The sequence below is a fragment of the Sediminibacillus terrae genome, assembly GCF_009602435.1.
GTDB lineage: Bacteria > Bacillota > Bacilli > Bacillales > Amphibacillaceae > Sediminibacillus > Sediminibacillus terrae.
This window is the reverse complement of sequence record NZ_VZDQ01000024.1, coordinates 260,789-282,197: the sequence shown is the minus strand read 5'-3', so window position 1 is coordinate 282,197 and position 21,409 is coordinate 260,789. Positions and strand designations below refer to the sequence as shown.

At 44.2% G+C, this 21,409-nt stretch carries 19 protein-coding genes; 10 read left to right on the top strand and 9 right to left on the bottom strand.

Annotated features, from left to right (window positions below; translation table 11 throughout):
* Positions 1-244 precede the first annotated feature (244 nt).
* The 7 genes from F6X55_RS20080 to F6X55_RS12535 form a co-directional block, all read right to left on the bottom strand.
* A complete protein-coding gene (locus tag F6X55_RS20080; RefSeq protein ID WP_153463708.1) occupies positions 245-451 on the bottom strand; it encodes a hypothetical protein in 207 nt (68 codons plus the stop codon).
* A 196-nt stretch (positions 452-647) separates the two neighbouring features.
* Complete coding sequence (locus tag F6X55_RS12560) at positions 648-2,033, bottom strand: FAD-dependent oxidoreductase (protein ID WP_153463705.1); 1,386 nt, start codon at positions 2,031-2,033, stop codon at positions 648-650.
* A gap of 361 nt (positions 2,034-2,394) precedes the next feature.
* A complete protein-coding gene (locus tag F6X55_RS12555; protein ID WP_153463702.1) occupies positions 2,395-4,017 on the bottom strand; it encodes an ABC-F family ATP-binding cassette domain-containing protein in 1,623 nt (540 codons plus the stop codon).
* 406 nt (positions 4,018-4,423) lie between these two features.
* Positions 4,424-5,224, bottom strand: a complete 801-nt coding sequence (phnE, locus tag F6X55_RS12550) for a phosphonate ABC transporter, permease protein PhnE (protein WP_026568692.1) — start codon at positions 5,222-5,224, stop codon at positions 4,424-4,426.
* On the bottom strand, positions 5,221-6,012 hold the full coding sequence (gene phnE / locus F6X55_RS12545; RefSeq protein WP_026568691.1) for a phosphonate ABC transporter, permease protein PhnE: 792 nt from the start codon (positions 6,010-6,012) through the stop codon (positions 5,221-5,223). Before phnE (F6X55_RS12545) ends, phnE (F6X55_RS12550) begins: the two co-directional genes overlap by 4 nt.
* Positions 5,996-6,793 (bottom strand): phosphonate ABC transporter ATP-binding protein, encoded by a 798-nt coding sequence (gene phnC, locus F6X55_RS12540; protein WP_026568690.1) that lies wholly within the window; start codon positions 6,791-6,793, stop codon positions 5,996-5,998. The genes phnE (F6X55_RS12545) and phnC overlap by 17 nt, the downstream gene beginning before the upstream one ends.
* Positions 6,794-6,941: 148 nt before the next feature.
* Positions 6,942-7,883, bottom strand: a complete 942-nt coding sequence (locus tag F6X55_RS12535; protein WP_152525558.1) for a phosphate/phosphite/phosphonate ABC transporter substrate-binding protein — start codon at positions 7,881-7,883, stop codon at positions 6,942-6,944.
* Between the two features lie 183 nt (positions 7,884-8,066).
* On the opposite strand from F6X55_RS12535, the gene F6X55_RS12530 reads away from it, so the two are divergent.
* From F6X55_RS12530 to F6X55_RS12500, 7 genes are all read left to right on the top strand, one after another.
* On the top strand, positions 8,067-9,629 hold the full coding sequence (locus tag F6X55_RS12530) for a bifunctional metallophosphatase/5'-nucleotidase (protein ID WP_153463699.1): 1,563 nt from the start codon (positions 8,067-8,069) through the stop codon (positions 9,627-9,629).
* Positions 9,630-10,313: 684 nt separating this feature from the next.
* Complete coding sequence (locus F6X55_RS12525; protein ID WP_026568688.1) at positions 10,314-10,658, top strand: ArsR/SmtB family transcription factor; 345 nt, start codon at positions 10,314-10,316, stop codon at positions 10,656-10,658.
* Positions 10,659-10,674: 16 nt separating this feature from the next.
* Positions 10,675-11,973, top strand: coding sequence for an arsenic transporter (locus tag F6X55_RS12520; RefSeq protein WP_026568687.1), 1,299 nt, complete (start codon positions 10,675-10,677; stop codon positions 11,971-11,973).
* 18 nt (positions 11,974-11,991) lie between these two features.
* Entirely contained in the window at positions 11,992-12,411 is a 420-nt protein-coding gene (gene arsC, locus F6X55_RS12515; RefSeq protein WP_153463696.1) for an arsenate reductase (thioredoxin), read from the top strand.
* A 303-nt stretch (positions 12,412-12,714) separates the two neighbouring features.
* Complete coding sequence (locus F6X55_RS12510) at positions 12,715-14,892, top strand: DNA topoisomerase III (RefSeq protein WP_153463693.1); 2,178 nt, start codon at positions 12,715-12,717, stop codon at positions 14,890-14,892.
* 182 nt (positions 14,893-15,074) lie between these two features.
* The gene (locus F6X55_RS12505; protein WP_026771932.1) at positions 15,075-15,650 is read left to right on the top strand and encodes a hypothetical protein; all 576 of its coding nucleotides are present in this window, start codon (positions 15,075-15,077) and stop codon (positions 15,648-15,650) included.
* 400 nt (positions 15,651-16,050) lie between these two features.
* Positions 16,051-17,700, top strand: coding sequence for a DUF2339 domain-containing protein (locus tag F6X55_RS12500; protein WP_153463690.1), 1,650 nt, complete (start codon positions 16,051-16,053; stop codon positions 17,698-17,700).
* A gap of 105 nt (positions 17,701-17,805) precedes the next feature.
* Here the strand turns inward: F6X55_RS12500 and F6X55_RS12495 are convergent, their stop codons facing one another.
* Positions 17,806-18,477, bottom strand: a complete 672-nt coding sequence (locus F6X55_RS12495) for a DUF421 domain-containing protein (protein ID WP_153463687.1) — start codon at positions 18,475-18,477, stop codon at positions 17,806-17,808.
* A 453-nt stretch (positions 18,478-18,930) separates the two neighbouring features.
* Positions 18,931-19,911, bottom strand: coding sequence for a cation diffusion facilitator family transporter (locus F6X55_RS12490; protein ID WP_026570893.1), 981 nt, complete (start codon positions 19,909-19,911; stop codon positions 18,931-18,933).
* Positions 19,912-20,135: 224 nt separating this feature from the next.
* Between F6X55_RS12490 and F6X55_RS12485 the strand changes: the two genes are divergently transcribed.
* The 3 genes from F6X55_RS12485 to F6X55_RS20325 all read left to right on the top strand — a co-directional run bounded on the left by F6X55_RS12485 (position 20,136) and on the right by F6X55_RS20325 (position 21,401).
* On the top strand, positions 20,136-20,468 hold the full coding sequence (locus F6X55_RS12485) for a lmo0954 family membrane protein (protein ID WP_051382153.1): 333 nt from the start codon (positions 20,136-20,138) through the stop codon (positions 20,466-20,468).
* 31 nt (positions 20,469-20,499) lie between these two features.
* A complete protein-coding gene (locus F6X55_RS12480) occupies positions 20,500-21,123 on the top strand; it encodes a PspA/IM30 family protein (RefSeq protein ID WP_153463684.1) in 624 nt (207 codons plus the stop codon).
* A 152-nt stretch (positions 21,124-21,275) separates the two neighbouring features.
* Positions 21,276-21,401, top strand: a complete 126-nt coding sequence (locus F6X55_RS20325) for a hypothetical protein (RefSeq protein ID WP_272914946.1) — start codon at positions 21,276-21,278, stop codon at positions 21,399-21,401.
* Positions 21,402-21,409 lie beyond the last annotated feature (8 nt).

Genomic DNA, 21,409 nt, shown 5'->3' with positions numbered 1-21,409 from the left:
TATCGAAAACTCATTCCAAAAATAGCTATTTTACTCAGACCGCAGAGGAAATAAACTCGCTTTCCGCGGACGAACGCCCGAGCCTCCTCGCAAAGGCCGCTGCGGGGTCTCGGCCGCCCGTTTTTCCGCAGGAGTCTCGCTTATTTCCTCTGCTACGCTATTTCGCTTTATAGAGCCTCTTTAGCCACTTCCTTCCATAAAATTTTATGCTATTTGATCCTTAAGGAATCTCGTTTTAAAACCTTTATGTATTGTTTATTCCCTCGATATCCCCATTATTAAATGGATATATATGTACCCGTTTTGTTTTCTCTTTACAGAACGGGCACGTTTGTCGTTTTTGTCTTGTGTAGAGTTCTACCCTAAAAGCACTGTCTTCTTCCTCTACACCCCATACATCCACTTGTTTATCTTTAATCCCCAATAATTCTATGATTAAATGACATTGCACTCCTATCCCTCTCTTTTTCCTTTGGTGTCGCAACTTTAAGGTAACAAAGAGAGAGGGAATGCGTGTGTTTTTTTGCACACTGCAGGAACAGCCACTACGACAGGGGGCACCACCACATTCATTATAGAGCCGAACGTTTTGCTTTTTGCTCATCAAAAAACCGAACGAATGGTAGTATCGTTCGGTTTTATTTTGGTCACGATGCTTTTGTCCCAGGCTCCTTTTGTTGTCTAATCTGCTTTTCCTCGATTTGTTTCATTGCCTGGATACATACTTGATTGAGGTAATTCCATGGCTTGTTATAATGTGGCTGGAAGAAGAAATCTGTCAGTGCCATTTGTTCAATCGTCATCTTGTTTTGAATGGCGACACTCAATGTGTTCATTGCTTGAGTGAAATCTCCTTCAGAGATGACTTGGGCACCGACAATCCGGTGGCTGTCCATCTCGTACACGACCTTCAGTCTGAGCATAGTATTTTCCGGCATGAATTCTGGTCTGTAGGTATCTTCCAGCAACGCGCTTCCCACTCGCATGCCGGCTGTAGCGGCTGCGGTTTCTGTCAAACCAGTTGCCGATAGGTTGTGCTGATGGATCTTCAATCCAGAAGTACCCTGTGTCCCTTGATGGGGGATTCGTGGTACCAATAGATTGTAAGCAGCCAATGTACCCATCCGGACAGCGTTTGTGGCTAAAGGAATATAAGCCGGTTTTTCCGTAGGATTGTAAGCTACGGCACAACAGTCACCTGCTGCGAAAACGTCTTTTTTGCTTGTTTGCATATACTCATTCACGATGATGGCCCCATTTTCAAGCATGTCTACTTGCCCGGTAAACAATGCGGTGTTCGGACGGAAGCCGATGCACATAATGACTAAATCTGCATCATAGCTCGATTGCCCGGTGATTACTTGTGTGACCTTGCCACCATCGCCCTGGAAGGAACTGACTGTCTGGTCGAGAGCCAAGGTGACTCCTTTTTCGCTAAGTGTTTTTTCAATCGGACTGGTGAATTCCTCATCCAGATAACGGTTAAGGATGCGGCTTTCACTATCGATCAACGTTACCTGCTTTCCAGCCTGCTCGAATGCTTCGACTAGCTCAATACCGATATAGCCGGCACCGACTACCACGATGTTCTCGGCGTGTTCAGAACGCTGTATGATTTCGTTGGCATGGTGAAAGTTTTTACAAAGCTGCACATTTTCCAGGTCACTTCCTGGAATAGGCGGTGTCACTGGCCAAGATCCAGAGGTGATAATCAGTTTGTCGTACTGATATTCTCTTGTTTCGTCTGTTTTCAGGTTTTTTGCTACCAAGGTTTTGTTGTTCGTATCGCATTCCGTCACGATGTGCTGCATATGCATTCGGACTCCTTGTTTTTCAAAGCCTTCAACGGATGCATAGAACAAGCCGTCTGGATCTTTTACGACTCCGCCTACATATAAGGCGATGCCACAGGATAAAAAAGAAACATTGTCATTTTTTTCAAATACATCAATTTCTGCATCAGGATACATATTCAAAATATTTGTTATTGCTGCAGTCCCTGCGTGGGTACATCCGATAACTGCTACTTTCATAGAAAATCATCCTCCAATGGATTGATAGTATATATACATGTGAATCAATTCACATATACATGTGAAATTAATCACAATTGATTACATACCAAGTATAGACCCGTCGGGAGGATAAATCAACAACTTTGTGATATATTTCACAAAATAGGTATATAGACCTAAAAACATAGAAGGGACTCTTTGATGGCCAGTGACTAGAAGCCGTGCCCACGGAAAGCGAAACTTGCCGGATTGGGAAGGCAAGCTTCCAAAGAGAAGGGGGAAGACGGTTCCTATCTTGTAATCAAAAAACCGAACGATTTGGAATCGTTCGGTTTTAGCGGGTAGAACAGACATACACTGTTGTCTCTGCCTCCACAAGTCAAACAGCGTACATTTCTTCTATTTGCTGTTGCAATTTTTTGTCTGCTACATATTCATCGTAGCTCATTTCTTTGTCGACCAAGCCTTTTGGCGTAATTTCAATCAAGCGGTTGGCAATACTGTCGACAAACTGCTGGTCATGGGAAGTGAATAGAACAGATCCCTTGAAATTGACCAAACCGTTATTTAATGAGGTGATCGATTCCAAGTCCAGATGGTTGGTAGGTTCATCCAACAATAAGACATTGGCATTGCTGAGCATCATCTTGGAAAGCATGCAGCGCACTTTTTCTCCCCCGGAAAGAACATTGGATTTCTTCAACGCTTCTTCACCAGAGAACAACATTCTTCCCAGGAATCCGCGCAGGAAGGTTTCCGTTTGGTCTTCAGGTGAATATTGACGCAGCCAGTCGACCAAGTTTAAGTCACCATTTTTGAAATACTCGGTATTATCTTTCGGGAAATACGATTGTGAAGTGGTTACTCCCCATTTGTATGTTCCTTCATCTGGTTCGATTTCACCCATCAATATCCGGAGCAAGGTGGTTTTGGCAATCTCATTTTTACCGACAAGTGCAATCTTGTCATCTTTATTCATGGTAAAGCTGACGTTATCAAGTACCTTTTCACCATCGATTGTTTTGGAAATCCCTTCAACGCGCAACAGGTCATTCCCGATTTCACGGCCCGGTGTGAATGCCACATACGGATAACGGCGTGAGGACGGCTTGATATCATCCAGGGTAATATTATCGAGCATTTTTTTTCGGGAAGTGGCCTGTTTCGACTTCGAAGCATTCGCGCTAAATCGGGCAACGAAGTTTTGCAGTTCCTTGATTTTTTCTTCCTTTTTCTTGTTCGCTTCCTGGGCCATTTTCAAAGCAAGCTGGCTCGACTCGTACCAGAAGTCATAGTTGCCGACATAGATTTCAATTTTTCCATAATCGACGTCAGCAATATGGGTACACACCTTATTCAGGAAGTGACGGTCATGGGAAACGACGATGACGGTGTTCTCGAAGTTGATCAAGAACTCTTCCAGCCACTGAATTGCATGGATGTCCAGATGGTTGGTCGGTTCATCCAACAGTAGAATGTCCGGATTGCCGAACAAGGCTTGGGCAAGAAGCACTTTTACCTTTTCAGAACCTGTTAAGTCGGCCATTTGCTTCGTGTGGAGATCTTCACCGATTCCCAACCCCTTCAATAGAACGGCTGCATCGGACTCAGCTTCCCAACCGTTCAATTCGGCGAATTCGCCTTCAAGCTCGGCAGCCCGCATGCCGTCTTCCTCGGAAAAATCCGGCTTCATGTAAATGACGTCTTTCTCCTGCATGATTTGGTACAGGCGTTCATGGCCCATCACGACAGTTTTCAGAACTTCATATTCTTCATACTCAAAGTGGTCCTGCTTCAACACAGCCAGCCGCTCATCGGGGCCAAGGGACACATGACCGGTTTGCGGTTCGACTTCTCCGGAAAGCACCTTTAAGAAGGTTGATTTTCCGGCGCCATTGGCACCAATCAAGCCATAGCAATTACCGGCAGTGAATTTTATATTAACGTCTTCAAACAACTTTTTATCGCCATAACGGAGACTTACATTGCTCACATTTATCATAAGTTATAACATTCCTCCAAATAGTATTCCATCCAATCAAGGATAAAGGTTTTGCTGCTTTTAGTCAATGTACTGCGAGGACTGCTTCTGACAAGTTGTGGATTCTATCTGACTTTTCGGGAGAGTGAAGGTGTAATTTGCCTGCAACTACAATACGCTACCGTGGGCGGCTGTGCCTGCTACAAACACCGAACCCTCAGAAAAGCACGTTCTAAAGATCAATGCAATAGGAGAATGATGTGGGCATCACAGCAATCAATCAAGATGCCACACAGCATTTCTATCAATCAACGTTCTTATAATAAGGAAAAGATTTAACAGAAAAACTACAATCTACCGATCTGGATTTCACGGCAATTGTAGTTTTCTGCGGGTGTCTGTCTATTGGGTGACAATGTCGGTACTATTAAACAATTTTTTTACGAAGATATCCGGAAATGATATCGACGATGGTTACCATGACGATAATTCCGAGAAGGATGATACCTACTCGGCTCCAATCCCTGGATTGCATGGCGAAAATCAACGGCGTACCGATACCGCCGGCTCCGATGATACCAAGCACACTGGCAGAACGGAGGTTGATTTCAAAACGATACAAGGTATAAGAGATAAAACCGGGCAAAACCTGTGGGAACACGGCAAACCACAATGTTTGAAGCGGACGGGCACCGGTCGCCTTCAAGGCTTCGGAAGGCCCGAAATCAATGTTTTCCACTTCCTCGGAGAATAATTTTCCGAGCATGCCGATGGAATGGAGTCCCAATGCCAGAACCCCGGCAAAAGAACCCGGTCCGACCATTTTGATGAACAACAAGGCCATGACCAATTCCGGAAACGTACGGACAAAGCTGAGGAAGAACTTTCCGATACCGGCATTGGCTTTGAATTTACTCATATTGTTTGCTGCCCAGAAAGCGAACGGGATACAGAGAAAGGCCGAAATGAACGTCCCCAGAATGGCGATGGCCAAAGTATCCAGGAGGCCGCGCAGAAGGTCTTCCCCTTCAGGTAAATAAACATAGTCCCAATCCGGTGAAAAGATACCCGAGACGATCGCTTTCGAGATTTGTCCGGCAGTCTCTTTGAATCCCTCAATCGGAACACCGGATAAAGCCCAGATATACAACAAAGCGAGCGCTATAAAGATAACCCAGCGTCTGACGATATTCTTTTTTGGTTTAATCGGTCTAGTTGCACTGCTCATAGTAAATTCTCCCGTAATTTAGTACTGATATAATCAATTATTAACACAACCAACAATGTGAATATAATAATCGTGCTGACCTTGTCATACTCCAGGAAGCCAAGGGTCCGGTCGTAATATTCCCCGATACCGCCAGCTCCGACGAGTCCCAATATTGCAGCAGCACGGACATTGATTTCAAAAGAATAAAGTACATAGGATACATAATAAGCGGCAACCTGCGGCACCACAGAGAACATGATCCATTGTATCTTATTGGCGCCGACCGCTGTCATCGATTCAAGAGGGCCTTTGTCGATGCCTTCAATTGCTTCATATGTCAACTTGGCGATGATTCCGGTCGAAAAAATACCCAAGGCAAAGATACCAGGGAGCGGTCCTAAACCGAAAATGGCAACGAATATTGCCGCCAATAACAATTCCGGAATGGTACGGACCAGGTTTAAAAGAAACCTTACAGGGTAATACACCCAAGTGGACTTTATCATGTTACTAGCCGAGAAAATCGCAAACGGAATGGCAATGATTGCCCCGATGGTCGTTCCTAAAACGGCCATACGGATGGTGTCGAGCATGGCTTCGATAATGTTGTCGAAGTAGGCCCAATTGGGCGGAATCATTTGGTCAAGCACAGAAAACATGTTTGGAAAGCCTTCGATCAATTCGCTGAACGTGCTGTCAGTTTGGTAGGCGCTGCCCCAAAGCAGCAGCAAAATCAGGATGAACGTAAAATAATGCTTCAGTTTGCTGGGTGCTTTCGGAATCTTTTGTTCATTTACTTGATTCATTGGCAGACTCTCCTACTTCTACTTCGTCCTCTTCTCGTGTTTCAAGAGGACGGCCGTAAATTTCTGAGAACCTTTCATCGGTTGCTTCTTCGACTGGACCGTCGAATACGACTTCACCAGCTTGCAGGCCGATGATTCTGGTAGCATATTGCCTTGCGATGTCGATGAAATGCAGGTTTACCACGGTTGTGATCCCCAAATCCTGATTGATTTTTTGCAAGTCATCCATTACTTGTTTCGTCGTCAAAGGGTCAAGCGAGGCAACAGGCTCGTCTGCCAGGATGATTTTTGCTTCCTGGGCAAGTGCACGGGCAATCGATACCCTTTGTTGCTGCCCGCCGGAAAGCTGATCAGATCGGGTGTAAGCTTTCTCGACTATGTTCACCCGGTCCAATGCGTTGAGGGCAAGATTGACATCTTCTTTGGGGAACAAGCCTAGTACTGTCCGCAAGGTGGAATGATAGCCAACCCGGCCTGACAGGACATTCCGGATAACCGTCGACCTTTTCACCAGGTTGAAGTTCTGGAAAATCATCCCGATGTTACGGCGGGCGATGCGTAAATCTTTCCCTTTTGCTTTCGTGATCGATTTGCCGTCGATGGTGATTTCACCGGATGTAATTTCGTGCAATCTGTTGATCGAGCGGAGAAAAGTAGATTTACCAGCCCCGGAAAGCCCGACAATAACGACGAATTCGCCTTTTTCTATCTTGATATTGATGTTTTTCAATCCCTGAGTACCATTCGGATAAACTTTCGAAACGTTCTTGAATTCTATCACTCTTCATACCAACCTTTACAAGAATTTAATCAATCTGAGCTGCTGGATATACCTAATTGTTTACATAAAAGAAAAGCCAGTACGAGATAATATCGACTGGCTGTATGTTCATACTATTGGATAGGCTAAATCCCGAAAACGGATGAAACTATTCGGTTTTTACTTTGTCGGAGTATTCTCTTACAATATCAAACTTGCTGTCTTCTGATTCAACATATCCTTCATGTGTATAGATTTCTTTGACGATTTCATGGCCTTCTTCATCTTGGCCGATGTCGATGAAGGCTTCTTTGATTTTATCGCTCCATTCGGAATCCATGTCGGAACGGACAGCGATGGTATCGTTAGGGATCATTTCAGTAAACTCAACAATCTTCGTATCTTCAAATACGGTCGGGTAATCTCCCACTACCGTGTTACGTGCATCCTGGAAAACAACTGCCGCGTCAACATCGCCATTAAGAACCGAGATGACACCTTGGTCGTGGCCTTTGACAGTGACACCTTGTACATCTTCAAGCGGATCGATTCCAGCATCCATCAAAGCTGCTGCCGGCCATACATATCCTGCAGAAGAAGTAACGTCCTGGAAGGCGATTTTTTTGCCTTTTAAGTCTTCAATGCTTTCAATATCAGAGTCTGCTTTAACGACAAACTCGGATTTATAACCGTCCACCAGCTCGTCTGTCGGCTGTCCGGTTTCATCTTCTACACCGTAACGCTGTGCTTGCAGGATTACTTCTGCTGCACCTTTTTCTTTTGCTAACACATAAGCAGTAGGGGGTAAGAATCCTACGTCAACTTTCTTTGAATCCATAGCTTCTATGATTGTGTTGTAGTTCGTGGATACACTAACTTCAACCGGGATGTCCAGACGTTCACTAAGCAATTCTTCCAATGGCTTCGCTTTGGCTTCCAATGTATCGGCATTCTGGGAAGGGACGAATTGCACCGTCAGTTTCTCTGGAACATAAGCCTCTGAACCTTCACCGCTAGCGCCTTCTGCATCATCTGAACCGCCGCACCCACTAATAATACCAGCCGTTAAAGCTAAAGTCGCTCCAACTGTTGCAAGCTTCTTAAACAACATAGGAAAACTACCTCCAATATTTTTTAAAATGTGTTACTCCGTTACTATAGCATAATTTTTGTCATATGATGTAAATAGTTTGTAAAATTTTTAAAAAATTTTCCCGATTTCGATTATAATAGATTTTGGTATTGTTATGATATTTTAGAGAAACAGGAGATAACCATTAACAGGAGGGAAATCATGGAGAGAGAGATTCACGTACTAGTCACCAGCGATATCCATGGATACATCTATCCGACTACTTACCGGGATCATACAGACCGAGGGCTCGGGCTCGCGAAAATTTCCACCCTTGTAAATCAAAAGCGGACAGGAAGCAATGTACTGCTGCTCGACAATGGAGACTTGATCCAAGGGAGTCCTCTGACTTATTACCATGCGAAGTATAAACAGGAGGAGTCGAACCCGATTATCAAAGTGGCCAATCATATGGGCTATCAATCCTCGGTTTTTGGAAACCATGAATTCAATTATGGACTGGAATATTTGAAAAAAGTGGTGGAACAAGCGGATTTTCCCTGGCTTTCCGCGACAGTCGTCGATGGAGCTGCGGGAAAACCGGCATTTGGCGACCCATACATCATAAAGGAAATCGCCGGGGTCAAAATTGCGGTGCTCGGTATAACGACTCAATTCATTCCGAATTGGGAAGAAGCGCGGAATATCGAGGGGCTGGAGTTCCCGGATGCCTTGGAGACGGCAAAAAAATGGGTGGCATTTATCCGGGAAACAGAGCGGCCGGACGTTATGATCGTCTCCTATCACGGCGGATTTGAACGGGATTTGAAAACCGGGGAACCGACCGAAAGGCTGACCGGTGAAAATGAAGGTTATCAAATGGTGGAGGAGCTTGAGGGAGTCGATGTGCTGATTACTGGTCATCAGCATCGCACGATTGCCGAAACGGTCAATAACATAGCTGTCGTCCAGCCAAGCAACAATGGACAAGTGCTTGGAGAAGTGAGATTGTCACTGGAGAAGGGCGGTGAAGGATGGCAACTGAAACAGGCGCTGCCCGCAGTAATAAAGATAGATGAACAGATTCAGGCGGACGAAGAAGTGTTGGATTTGATTGCTGAATTCGAGGAAGCCACACAGGAATGGCTGGATAGTCCGATTGGGAAAATCCAAGGGGATATGACGATAGATGATCCCATGCAAACACGGCTGCAGGACAATCCTTTGATTGAATTCATCAATAAGGTACAAATGGATGCGGCAGGTGTGGATATTGCCAATACCGCACTATTCAATAATGATTCACCAGGGTTTGGAGAAAATGTCACCATGCGGGACATTGTTTCGAATTATGTGTATCCAAACACATTGAACGTCATCCGCATCAGAGGACAGGATATCAAGGATGCCTTGGAGCAAAGCGCGAAATACTTCCAGGTCGTGGATGGAGAAATCACCGTCAATCCAGCTTTTATCGAGCCAAAACCGCAGCATTATAACTATGATATGTGGGAAGGGATCGATTATCAGCTGCAAATCTCCAATCCGGTCGGGGAGCGCGTAATCAAGCTGGACTATCACGGCAAACCGATCGATCTTGATAAGCAGTATGATGTAGTAATGAACAACTACCGCGCTGGTGGTGCCGGCGACTTCGATATGTACCAGGGCAAGCCGCTGGTCAAAGATATTCCGGTCGACATGACCGAGCTGATTGCAGACTATATTTTAAAAAGAAAAACAATTGAAGCTACTTGTGATCATAATTGGAAAGTGACTATATAAAAAGGGAAGAGGCCGGTTGTTATTTGTCCCTAGATAGACTTCTTTTTATCCTGTTGTTTGATATGTGCTTCGAATCGTTTCGGCAAGATACTACGTGTCCGCGGAAGCGAAGTACCTTGCCGGAGTGGAGCGTTGCTCTTTTTAAAAGTGTAGAACAGTGTACTCCTTTCTAACCAAAAAACCGAACGAGATGGTTCGGTTTTTATATTGATCACGCTGCTTTTGTTCCCGTCCCTTTTCTTTCATCAAAAATCAAAATGGTAATCGTGGAAACGGGATTCTTCTATACCATGTCGGCATACGCTTAAGTGTTTTCCCTCTTTCAAGGGAATCAATATGATATAATTGAAATTAACTAAAAATTTACATTTTGCGTACAATCAAAAACCAGAAAGGATTGGACATGTGAAGTTATATACGATATGCCGCAGCTGTCGTGGGAAAGGAAGTATCCAAAAAAAGTTCCTGTTCTTTCGCCTGGATAATAAATGTCCTGAGTGTGATGGACAAGGCAAGATAATGAAAAAAATATAATATTCCAGTTCATTGCTGGGATCCTCTTCCATTAAGGTGATTGCATGAGGGTGGAGGGGGATGCCGGATATGTTTTTATGAAAGTTTTTTTATTTGCATATATAAGCAAATCATTATATATTAATATACGGATTGAAGGGAGAGACATATATGCTGAAAAGGGAACTCGAAATGGAGAAAGCTGCCATGATCTTGAAATTGTTGGGGGATAAAACCCGACTGACGATGATGAAGCTGCTTGAAAACCATGATTGTTGTGTTTGTGAATTCGTCGAAATATTCCAGGCAAGTCAGCCGTCGATCAGTCAGCATCTCCGCAAACTGCGTGATGTCGGGATTGTCAAAGAAGAACGGAAAGGACAATGGATTTTTTATTCGATCAATAAAAATAGTGAATATTTTTCGTTTGTCCAGCAAGTGCTCACGCAATTGCCTGATCAGGAGGAAAAATTAAAAGAACTGGAAGCAAAAGGTACACGGATTACATGTTGTTGATCGGAGGGAGTAAACGTTGTCTTTGTCAGTCATCTTAGCATTGTTGATTTTTATGGCGACTCTCGTTCTCGTCATTTGGCAGCCGAAAGGTTTATCGATTGGATGGTCTGCCTGCGGCGGTGCTGTTCTTGCATTGTTGGCAGGAGTGGTCGGATTCAGTGATGTCTGGGAAGTAACCGAAATAGTCTGGAATGCCACGCTCGCCTTTGTCGCCATTATTATTATTTCTCTTATTCTGGATGAAATTGGTTTCTTTGAATGGGCTGCTTTACATATGGCAAGAGCCGCACGAGGCAATGGCGTGAAAATGTTTATTTACGTCAGCTTGTTGGGAGCGATTGTGGCGGCACTGTTTGCCAATGACGGAGCAGCCTTGATATTAACGCCGATCGTGTTGGCGATGGTGCGCAATTTGAACTTTCAAGAAAAAATGATCTTTCCATTCATCATGGCGAGCGGTTTTATTGCCGATACCACCTCGCTGCCCCTGGTTGTCAGCAACCTGGTGAACATTGTATCGGCCGATTTCTTCGGCATTGGTTTTCTGGAATATGCATCGCGGATGATCATCCCGAACTTGTTCTCACTGGCTGCAACCGTACTGGTACTATTTATTTACTTCAGAAAAAACATTCCCAGGCAATACGATTTGTCCCAGTTGAAAACACCGGGGGAAGCCGTAAGAGATCCGAAACTGTTCCGGATTTCCTGGTATGTGCTCGGTATTCTGCTCATCGGTTATTTTGTCAGTGAATTCATCGCCCTACCGGTTTCCATTGTAGCCGGTGTGATTGCGATATGCTTCCTGGGACTGGCACGTGGAAGCAAAGCCGTGAACACGACAGCTGTCGTAAAAGGTGCGCCTTGGGAGATTGTGTTTTTCTCGATCGGCATGTATGTCGTGGTGTATGGGTTGCGGAATGCCGGACTGACAGAGGTTCTGGCCCGGGCGATTGAAGCAAGTGCCGAACAAGGGTTGTTTGTCGGGACAGTGGCAATGGGCTTTATTGCGGCTATTTTATCCTCGATTATGAATAACATGCCGACCGTCATGATCGATGCGCTGGCGATTGCAGAAACGGATACTACTGGAGTCATGCGGGAGGCGCTCGTTTACGCCAATGTCATTGGATCTGATTTAGGGCCGAAAATTACACCGATCGGTTCCCTGGCGACATTGCTATGGCTCCATGTCCTTTCGCAAAAAGGCGTAAAAATCAGCTGGGGCACTTACTTCAAGACAGGGATCATTTTGACGATTCCCATCCTGTTCATTACGTTGATAGGATTATTTCTAACGCTATTATTACTGTAAATCAAGGAGATGGATAACATGGATAAGAAAACACTTTACTTTTTATGTACGGGTAATTCCTGCAGAAGTCAAATGGCCGAGGGCTGGGGAAAAAAGTATCTTGGAGACGAATGGGATGTCAAAAGTGCCGGAATCGAGGCTCACGGGCTGAATCCCAATGCGGTGAAGGCAATGAACGAGGTTGCTATCGATATTTCAGACCAAACTTCAGATATTATCGATTCCGACATTCTAAACACTGCGGACTTGGTAGTTACGCTATGCGGAGATGCAGCAGATAAATGTCCGATGACACCCCCTCAGGTGAAAAGGGAACACTGGGGTTTCGATGACCCGGCAAAAGCAAAAGGTACAGATGAAGAAAAATGGCAAGTGTTCCAACGTGTACGTGACCAAATCGGTGAACGCATTCGACGCTTTGCCGAAACGGGAGAATAAAAACCGATTTAAAAGAAACTGGGACAATAGCATGGCCACCAAAGTAAAAACCGAGCGAATTCTAAATGCCAATCAAATTCGTTCGGTTTTATTTGTATGTTTTCTTATTATCCTTTTGTTTAGTACTTGCCGCGCTTTTCTAATGAACAGTCGATACGAAGCACTTATTTCCACATGGTAAAAGGAATCCAGCTAAGGAGTTGATCCTTTTTATTTCCTTTCAAACACAAGGAAGATCTATTCTGCCAAAAGTCAAAATGTGTTAAAGTTAAGAAGAGCATTATCCAGAAAGGATTTGTTTTGATGAGTAAAACTGTAGTATTAGCAGAAAAACCTTCAGTAGGAAGAGATATTGCCAGGGTGCTTAATTGTCATAAACAAGGCAACGGCTTCTTTGAAGGTTCACAATATATTGTAACATGGGCACTCGGTCATCTAGTGACTTTGGCGGACCCGGAATTGTATGATGAAAAATATAAAACATGGCGGATGGAAGATCTGCCGATGCTGCCGGATCGCCTGAAGCTTGTTGTCATCAAGAAGACGGGCAAGCAGTTCAACACGGTGAAAACACAATTGAACCGTAATGATGTAAATCAAATCGTCATCGCTACCGATGCCGGACGTGAAGGAGAGCTGGTAGCGCGTTGGATCATTGAAAAAGCACGTGTCAAAAAACCGGTCAAACGGCTTTGGATTTCTTCCGTCACCGACAAAGCGATCAAAGACGGGTTTAAGCAATTGAAACCAGGTAAGCAGTATGAACACCTGTACGATGCGGCTGTAGCACGCTCGGAAGCGGACTGGTATGTCGGTTTGAACGCCACCAGAGCATTGACGACCAAATTCAATGCCCAGTTGTCGAGCGGTCGTGTACAAACACCGACCCTTGCGATGATTGCCGCAAGGGAGAAAGAAATCAAGGAATTCAAGCCACAGGAATACTATGGAGTCCAGGCAAAAACAAACAAAGGATTTACGTTGACCTGGCAGGATGAGAAGCATAACAATCGGACTTTTTCCAAGCAGAAAGCTGAGCAAATCCTTAACAGTATCAAAGGGAAGCCGGCAAAAGTGACGAAAGCCGATAAAAAGCAGAAAAAAACTTTTGCACCGCAGCTGTATGACTTGACTGAACTGCAGCGGGACGCGAACCAGATTTTCGGTTTTTCCGGAAAACAGACGTTGTCGCTCATGCAGAAACTGTATGAACAACACAAAGTTCTGACGTATCCACGAACCGATTCCCGTTATTTGTCCACTGATATCGTTCCAACCATAAAGGACAGGGTGAAAGCATGCGGAGTCGATGAATATGCCAAGCTGGCCAATAAAATCAGCCAACGGGACATCAAACTCGGAAAATCTGTCGTGGACAACAACAAAGTTTCCGACCACCATGCCATAATCCCGACCGAACAAACCGTCCTATTGGCGGAATTAAACGACAAGGAACGAAAAATTTATGACCTCGTCGTCAAACGGTTCCTTGCTGTTTTGTACCCGCCGCATGAATACGAACAGACGAAGATTACTGCAGAGATTGGCGGCCATATCTTTACTGCAAGCGGCAAGAGAATCAGTAAGCAAGGCTGGAAGGAAGTTTATGACCATCGCTATCAGGATGAAAACGATCAGGATGAAGACCAGAAGCTGCCGAATATCGAGGCCGGCGATACATTCACAGAACTGAAAATCTCGTTAACGAACGGTAAAACAAAGCCGCCGGAACGGTTTACCGAGGGGAACCTCCTGCAAGCGATGGAAAATCCAGTCCGCTATATGGCCAAGGATGACAAACACCTGGCCAAAACCATCAACCAGACAGGTGGATTAGGGACCGTCGCCACCCGCGCGGATATTATCGAAAAGCTGTTCAACAGCTTTTATATGGAGAAGAAAGGCAAGCATATTTTCATTACTTCCAAAGGCCGCCAACTACTTGACCTTGTACCAGAAGACCTTAGGTCACCCGCTTTGACTGCGGAATGGGAACAGAAGCTTGGAGAAATAGCGGATGGAAAGCGCAGTAAGGCTGCCTTCATCCAAGAAATGAAGGGATATGCGAAGCAAGTCGTACAGGAAATCAAACACAGCGATGCAACCTTCAAGCATGATAATATGACCGGTACCAAGTGTCCGGAATGCGGTAAACTGATGCTGGAAGTCAACGGGAAAAAAGGCAGGATGCTTGTCTGTCAGGATCGTTCTTGCGGGAGCAAGAAGAACATCGCCAAAAAGACCAATGCGAGATGCCCGAATTGTCACAAACGATTGGAATTGCGCGGTGAAGGAGAAGGGCAGATGTTCACCTGCAGCTGCGGTCACCGTGAAAAACTGTCGACGTTCAATGAACGGAAGAAAAAAGAGAAGCAGAGTAAAGTGTCGAAAAAAGATGTGAACAAGTATATGAAGAAACAAAATGAAGAGTTCACCAATCCGGCGCTTGCCGAAGCATTGTCAAAACTGAAAAACAAATAAGCGATAAGGTAGACCTCCGGCTGTTTTGCCGGAGGTCTTTTCTATAGCATGAACGAAGGGGTTGCCAGCAATGTAAATTTTCTGACAGGTCTATTGCTAAAAAATTTGCTTTCCCCTATATTAAAGAGTAATACGCCCTTTTAAAAAAGAGAAAGCGCGATAGTTTCGATGGGGGAATGGACATGCAAACCAAGCAGGTTTTTTTGGTTTTTTCAGATACCGGCACCGTTTTGGGCCGGGTTATCAATCTTTGGACGAAGTCGAGCATGAACCATGTGTCGATTGCCTTTGATTATGATTTGAGGGAGCTCTATAGTTTTGGAAGAAAGAATCCGCGCAACCCGTTTATCGGCGGCTTTGTCAAAGAAGATATCCGGACTGCTTTTTTTCACAACAGCAAAGGAGCGGTTTACCGCTTATCTGTCAGCAATGACGAATATCAGCAAATGAAGGAACGGATAAGAGCCATGGAAGAAGACAAAGCAAACTATCGATACAATTTTATCGGTTTGTTCCTTGTGCCGTTGAAACGGGAATTGCAGCGAAAAAATGCCTTCTTTTGTTCACAGTTCGTAGCAACACTGCTTTCCGAGTGCGGATGCTATCTGCATGAAAAACCGCCATGTCTCACCAAACCGCAGGATATCCGCTCATGGCATGAACTTCAGTTAATCTTCAGAGGGAAATTAACCGATTACCCTTTCTATATCGAGGAAACGAAGCAGAAACAGATGGGGACGAAAAAGAGTACTGCATAAAAAAACTGTCCCTACTAATTTTTTGAAGCATAGAACGTCTTCAAAGCATGACACATCTGAAAACCGGACGAAGGTTCGTTGCCAAGGCAGTCGAACCTGCTCGGTTTTTTTGCATGTAAACGGGATTGACGGATGATAAACCGTTCTGCCCTTTTCATAAAAAGGTAGAAAAACACCACCCCGGAAAGACAGCACGCTTTCCATTCAGCAAAGAAGCGAAGTATATTGCTGTAACGATGAGGAGCACTCCTTTATCTGGCCGATGGAGCTTAAAATGATTCAGGCGAACTGCAGAGGTTCAGCAGGGAGAGCACATTATTTAAAGATAGGAAGGAATTTCGCTGCATATCCTGAATTATAAGAGTGGAACCCATTTATTGGATGGAAAAGGAGAAATAACATGAATGACCGTGCTTATCAACTTGAAGAAAAAGTCCGTCGTATCGAGGCGGAGTTAGTGGAAGTGAAAAAAGAATTAAGGAGTTTGAAACAAGGAGAAGTCGATACAGGCCTAATCGAAAAGCAACCCGCCATGGCAGAGAAGCACCCGTCAGTCACGGAAAAAGAGCCGAAAACCTTGGAGCAAATCATCAGTGATTGGCTGCCGCGTGTATTCATTTTGGTATTCGTTCTCGGCATCATCTGGGCTTTCATTGCTGCAATGGACAGAGGAATTCTCAGCCCGCCGATCCGGGTATTGGCTGGATTTGTTGTCTCTGGATTGCTGTATGGATCGGGACACATGCAGTTTCGCAAAAACCCAAGCGCACTCAGTATCGTCCTGCTTGGCGGCAGTATCGTTGTGTACATTGCTTCGGTGTTTGCCGGGAATGTTTTGTACCAGCTCATTCCTTACGCAATCACCTTGATTCTATTGACAGCAGGAATGATGGCAGGGGTTTGGATGTCGAGGAAATTTGCTTCTCAAAGTCTGCTTGCCATCATCGGTCTGGGTGCTTACCTTTATCCCTTTTTATTTGCTGGCGACAGGGGAACAGAAACGGTGTTTTACTTGTATGAGACGGTGATTTTTGCCGGCTTGGTATTGGAATCGATTTATAAGCAATATAAGGTAACTTGGAACATTGCCAACTATGCATTTTTGTTTGCCGTGGTGTTTTTTGCTTTTGCCGGGATGGGGACGACAACCATTGTCACTTTTTCTGCACTGGTTGTCCAGCAACTGTTGATCATTTATCTGACCTTCCGGATTCATCACACAGCAAGCAAGGAAATGTATATTCCGGCGATTTCTGCAGGAGCTTTAATCCTTTACTTGATAGGGTGGGATGTGTTCGGACAACATGACTATCAGCTATACAGCTTTTATATCGTTACGGCGGTCCTATACGGTGGATTGAGCGTCATGAAAAGTGAATCCCACGCTGTATTGAAAAATACGTTCTTCGTCTTCTCGATGTTCTATCTGTTTTTGATCATCGACAAAGCCTTGGGAGAAACCGTGTATGTGCAGATACTTGTTTATATCATCCAGGCAGCTATAGTCTATTATCTTTCTCAAAAGAGGGATAGCTTATTGGGAACTCTCGCAAGCTTATTCCTTTTATTTCCGGTGCTCAGCCAATTGACTTTTTACCCGGGAAGGGACCTGTCGACAACCGAAGTTCTTTGCTGGCTGCTGCTGATCGGCTTTTTCCTCGTGATTTATTGCTTCAAGGAGAAAGCGGTCGTGTTAAAGCCGTCATTGGTGGGCATAGCGGCGCCATACGTCATTGCTGGTTTGCTTCTCTACTTTTTTGGTGAAATAGCCGATTTGCTGACATTCCGCAAGGCGCTGGATTTTGATATTGCACTGTCGATTTCCTGGATGATATTCGTTGCGCTGATGTATGGCGCATACAGTTTTTTTAAGGAAAAGCACTGGCAGTATCTGGGGTTAACGTTCCTGCTGGTTACCCTGGCGAAAATCATCCTCTATGACCTAACGACGATCGATATCGTTTGGCGGGCGGTTTTGTTCATCACGCTCGGTGTCATTGGTTTGTTTATATCGAAGATTTTTTACAATAATCAAGAAAAACGCAAATGAACGGGATTTTCCATAGAAAGTTAAGTAACAGGCAAGAGGTAGCAAATGCTGTTCCAAAGAGGTGTTTGTTACCTTTTATCTGTTATTATGCTTTTGATTCATCTCCTATTGGTACACTTGGATGAAAAGCCCCTCTTTTTTATTCCATTCAGCAAAATAAATATCGTTTAATTGATACCCCTTCTTTTTGAGTTCGCTCAAAATCCAATCTTTCTCTTTACCCATTTTCTTTAGATTGTCTTCCTTGATTTCTTTTTCCTCGATCAACAAATAAGAAGGAGCGTTTTCTGTATAGTCCTCGAGTAACTCTTTTTTTGTAACTGGTTCATTTTTTGCTTGCTCTATTACACTAATCATGCCGCTGGTTTCCAAAATGGCAAATTGAACTTGATTAATAGAAAAGATACCTTTCATACGCAATAAGGTGCGGATTTCTTCAATTTCTAATTTGTTTTCTTTGATCGTTTTTACATTCACTTTTCCATCTTCAATGAGTACAACATTTTTTCCTTTCATGATCGTACGCAGGGTTTCGAATTTTTGCGTTATTTTTTCAACTCCCCATATTAAGAATCCCCAAAGGAATAAAGCAAATAGCACGTGATAAAATTTAGTGTTTTGATCATAAATTGCTTCCTCGATGATTCCGCCTAAAATCAAAACATATACAAAATCTAGTGGGGTAACTTGCGACAATTCCTTTTTCCCTAAAAATCTGGTGATTGCTACAATGCCAATCAAACCGATCAACAGTTTAAAAATAATTGATAAAAACATTAGACTCCCCCCTTTCTATTCTTTAGATATCCATTGGCCAGTCCCTAGGTTAGAAAACGCTTACAGAATTCTTGTTATTATTACCGTAATTGTTTCCTTTTTCCCTCATACTTTTATTTCAAACTTTGTTAGCCTTCTTTTACAGGAAACGAGGAACGGAAAAAAACAAACGGAAAACAGCGGGTTAGCTGGTATGAAAGGAACTACTGTAGGGTCGGTTGGATAAGCCATGAAAGAAAAGGGGAATTATTTTTAAATGGACTACCTTTCATTTCTTCTCATTTTGACTGCGTTTGCAACCGCTGCGGCAAGGGGCTTCGCTTTTCCCGGGCAAGTTGAATCCCATGTCCGTGAAAAGCGCAATTTCTTGCCGTGGCATGCGAAGCACTCGACAACAGCATAAAAGGAAGTCTTTCCTAAGAATTTAAAAGTGATTTTGTGCCATATCCTGGATTATTCGTTTTCTTTTTCAGATGTTCTGGACCAGCTCGGAACCTGGTCGTCTTCATCAAATTCGATAATTACGTCTGTGACCCCTTTTTGGGACATGATATTTTTTTCGAGACGATCCCGCATGTCATCAGCTTCGGCTATGGTCACTTTGGGGTCTACTTCAATTTTCAACTCGACGTGGCGCTGGTCGCCTTCTTTGATGACATGAAGGCGTTTGATGTCTTTGACCATCGCTTCCTTTATAGCCAGGTTGCCAATCGCGTTTTCCATTTCAGGTACAGTGATTCCCAGCGCCCCTGCGGCGTTATCGAGGAAAATCCTTCCGACCACGATAAACAATAACAGGCCGATAATGACAGAAGCATAGCCAGTGGCACTGTGAAAAGGCGTATAGCTGGAAAGAGCGATGGCAATCATGGCAATCAGTGCACCCAGTGTCGCAACCAGGTCCTCTAAAAATACAAGTTTTGTCGCTGGGTTTGCCTCCTTGGCATGTTTAAAGCTTTGCGTAACTAGCTTCAACCCTTTCTTTTCCTCATCGGCAACATGCTCGGTTATTTCCTTCATTGCTTTCGTCAGGACAAATCCTTCCAGAAGAAATGATACTCCCAGTACACCTATGTTGAGCCAAAACCAGCCTTCATGTCCTTCAGGTTGAAAAATATGATGGATCCCCTCTTTTATCGTCTCATAAGCGAGAATCCCGACAATCAAAACGGCTCCGAGAAGGACTAGGTTCACCAGACGACCGAATCCATTCGGAAACCGGTCTGTCGGCGATTTTTTACTTAATGCCGAACCGGTGAATACGAACAATTGGTTGGCCGCATCTGCATAACTGTGCATCATTTCCGCAAACATGGCTACGTTCCCTGTGATGAAGTAGGCGATAGTTTTGATAATTCCGACGACAATGTTGATTGTCGCCGCCCACAAAGAAGATTTCGTTCCTTGTTTGAGCAGGCTCCACAATTCTTTCATTTGTTATCCTTCCTTCCCGTAGCTTGCAGGTAATTATATAGCATCGATAAATAAGTACGCTTTTTTATATTGCCTCTGTTTGGTGGAAACGAAACGCCTTGTTCACGATTTTTTAAATCAATTGCCTGGGATAAGCCTTCAGGCTTAGTGAAAGTTATAGCTCCAGGTCGTTATATTCACTCATGATTCCCTTTAAGATAGAGACAAGAAAGGAGGATATCGACATGAAAACATTCCTGTTGCTATTACTTGGTGTGACAGCAGTCATCCTCGTCCTGGCCAATCTTGGACCGATGATTTTACTGGCTGTCAGTCTGGTTGTTTCTTACTATGCAGTGAAAAAGTTCGTTCTTGCGGATACAATCGGCCAGAAGGCGCTTTGGGCAATCGCCATTCTGATCGGTCTTTCGATTTCCTTGGCAAACCTCCCTGCATTGATTGGAGTAGCTGCTTTCGTCGTTTTGTACTATACCTATAAAGTGTGGAAAAAAGACAGACACGAAACCAGTTCTCTGGATGATGGTCTCTTTAACGAAAACGCAAAAGGATCCTGGTAGAACAAAACATAGAAGAGGAGTTGGATGAAAAATGAGTAATTTATTTACGAGAATTAAGGACACGATTTCAGCCGATTTTAATGAGATGCTTGATCAAAAGGAGCGAAAAAATCCGATCGCACAAATCAATCAATATGTACGCCGCTGTGAACAGGAAGTGAAGAAAATCAGGGGCCACATGGAAAAGCAATATGCCCTCAAGCAGGAGTTCACCAGAGAATTCCATCAGGCCGCCGCTATGGCGGACAAGCGTAAGCGACAGGCTGAAATTGCCTTGAAGGCAAATGAACAGGAACTGCATGAACAAGCCCATAAGGATCAGGTGTATTTTGAGGAACGGGCGGATAAGCTGGAATCCATCAAACGAAACGCCATCAAGGAACTGGAATCCCTGGAAAGCAAATATGTAGAGATGAAGCATAAGCTGAAGGATCTCTATGTAAAAAGGATGGAGTTGAAGGGACGGGAGAACGCAGCGCAAGCTCACAAAGGGATGAATAATGTGCTCCACACTGATCGTTTTGCCGATCAAAGCAATGCAACCTTTGCTGAAATGGAAGATTACATCGAGCGTCTGGAAAACCAGGTGAACGCTGAATACCGAAGCTATACACTGGACGCCCGCATCGCTGAATTAGAAAAAAGAGCGGAATAATTAGCGCTTCTCCTCGCATATGAGTTCTGGTAATCTAGAAGGGAACGTACTAGCTGATAAAAACTGGATGGCGTACTAGTCGTACGCCTTCATGTTTTGGGAATTGGCTGTATGATCGAAGTGCCCCATCGTTTAGCTGATGAAGGGAATACATGGCGTTTTTAATGAATTTCCAAAAGCTGCGCAAACAAGTTGTATGCGCAGCTTTTGGAGATAGCAGTCAGCGAATGAGCGAGGAGCATCTCCGTAACGGGATCGCCGTCTATTGGGACAGCTAATTAGAAAA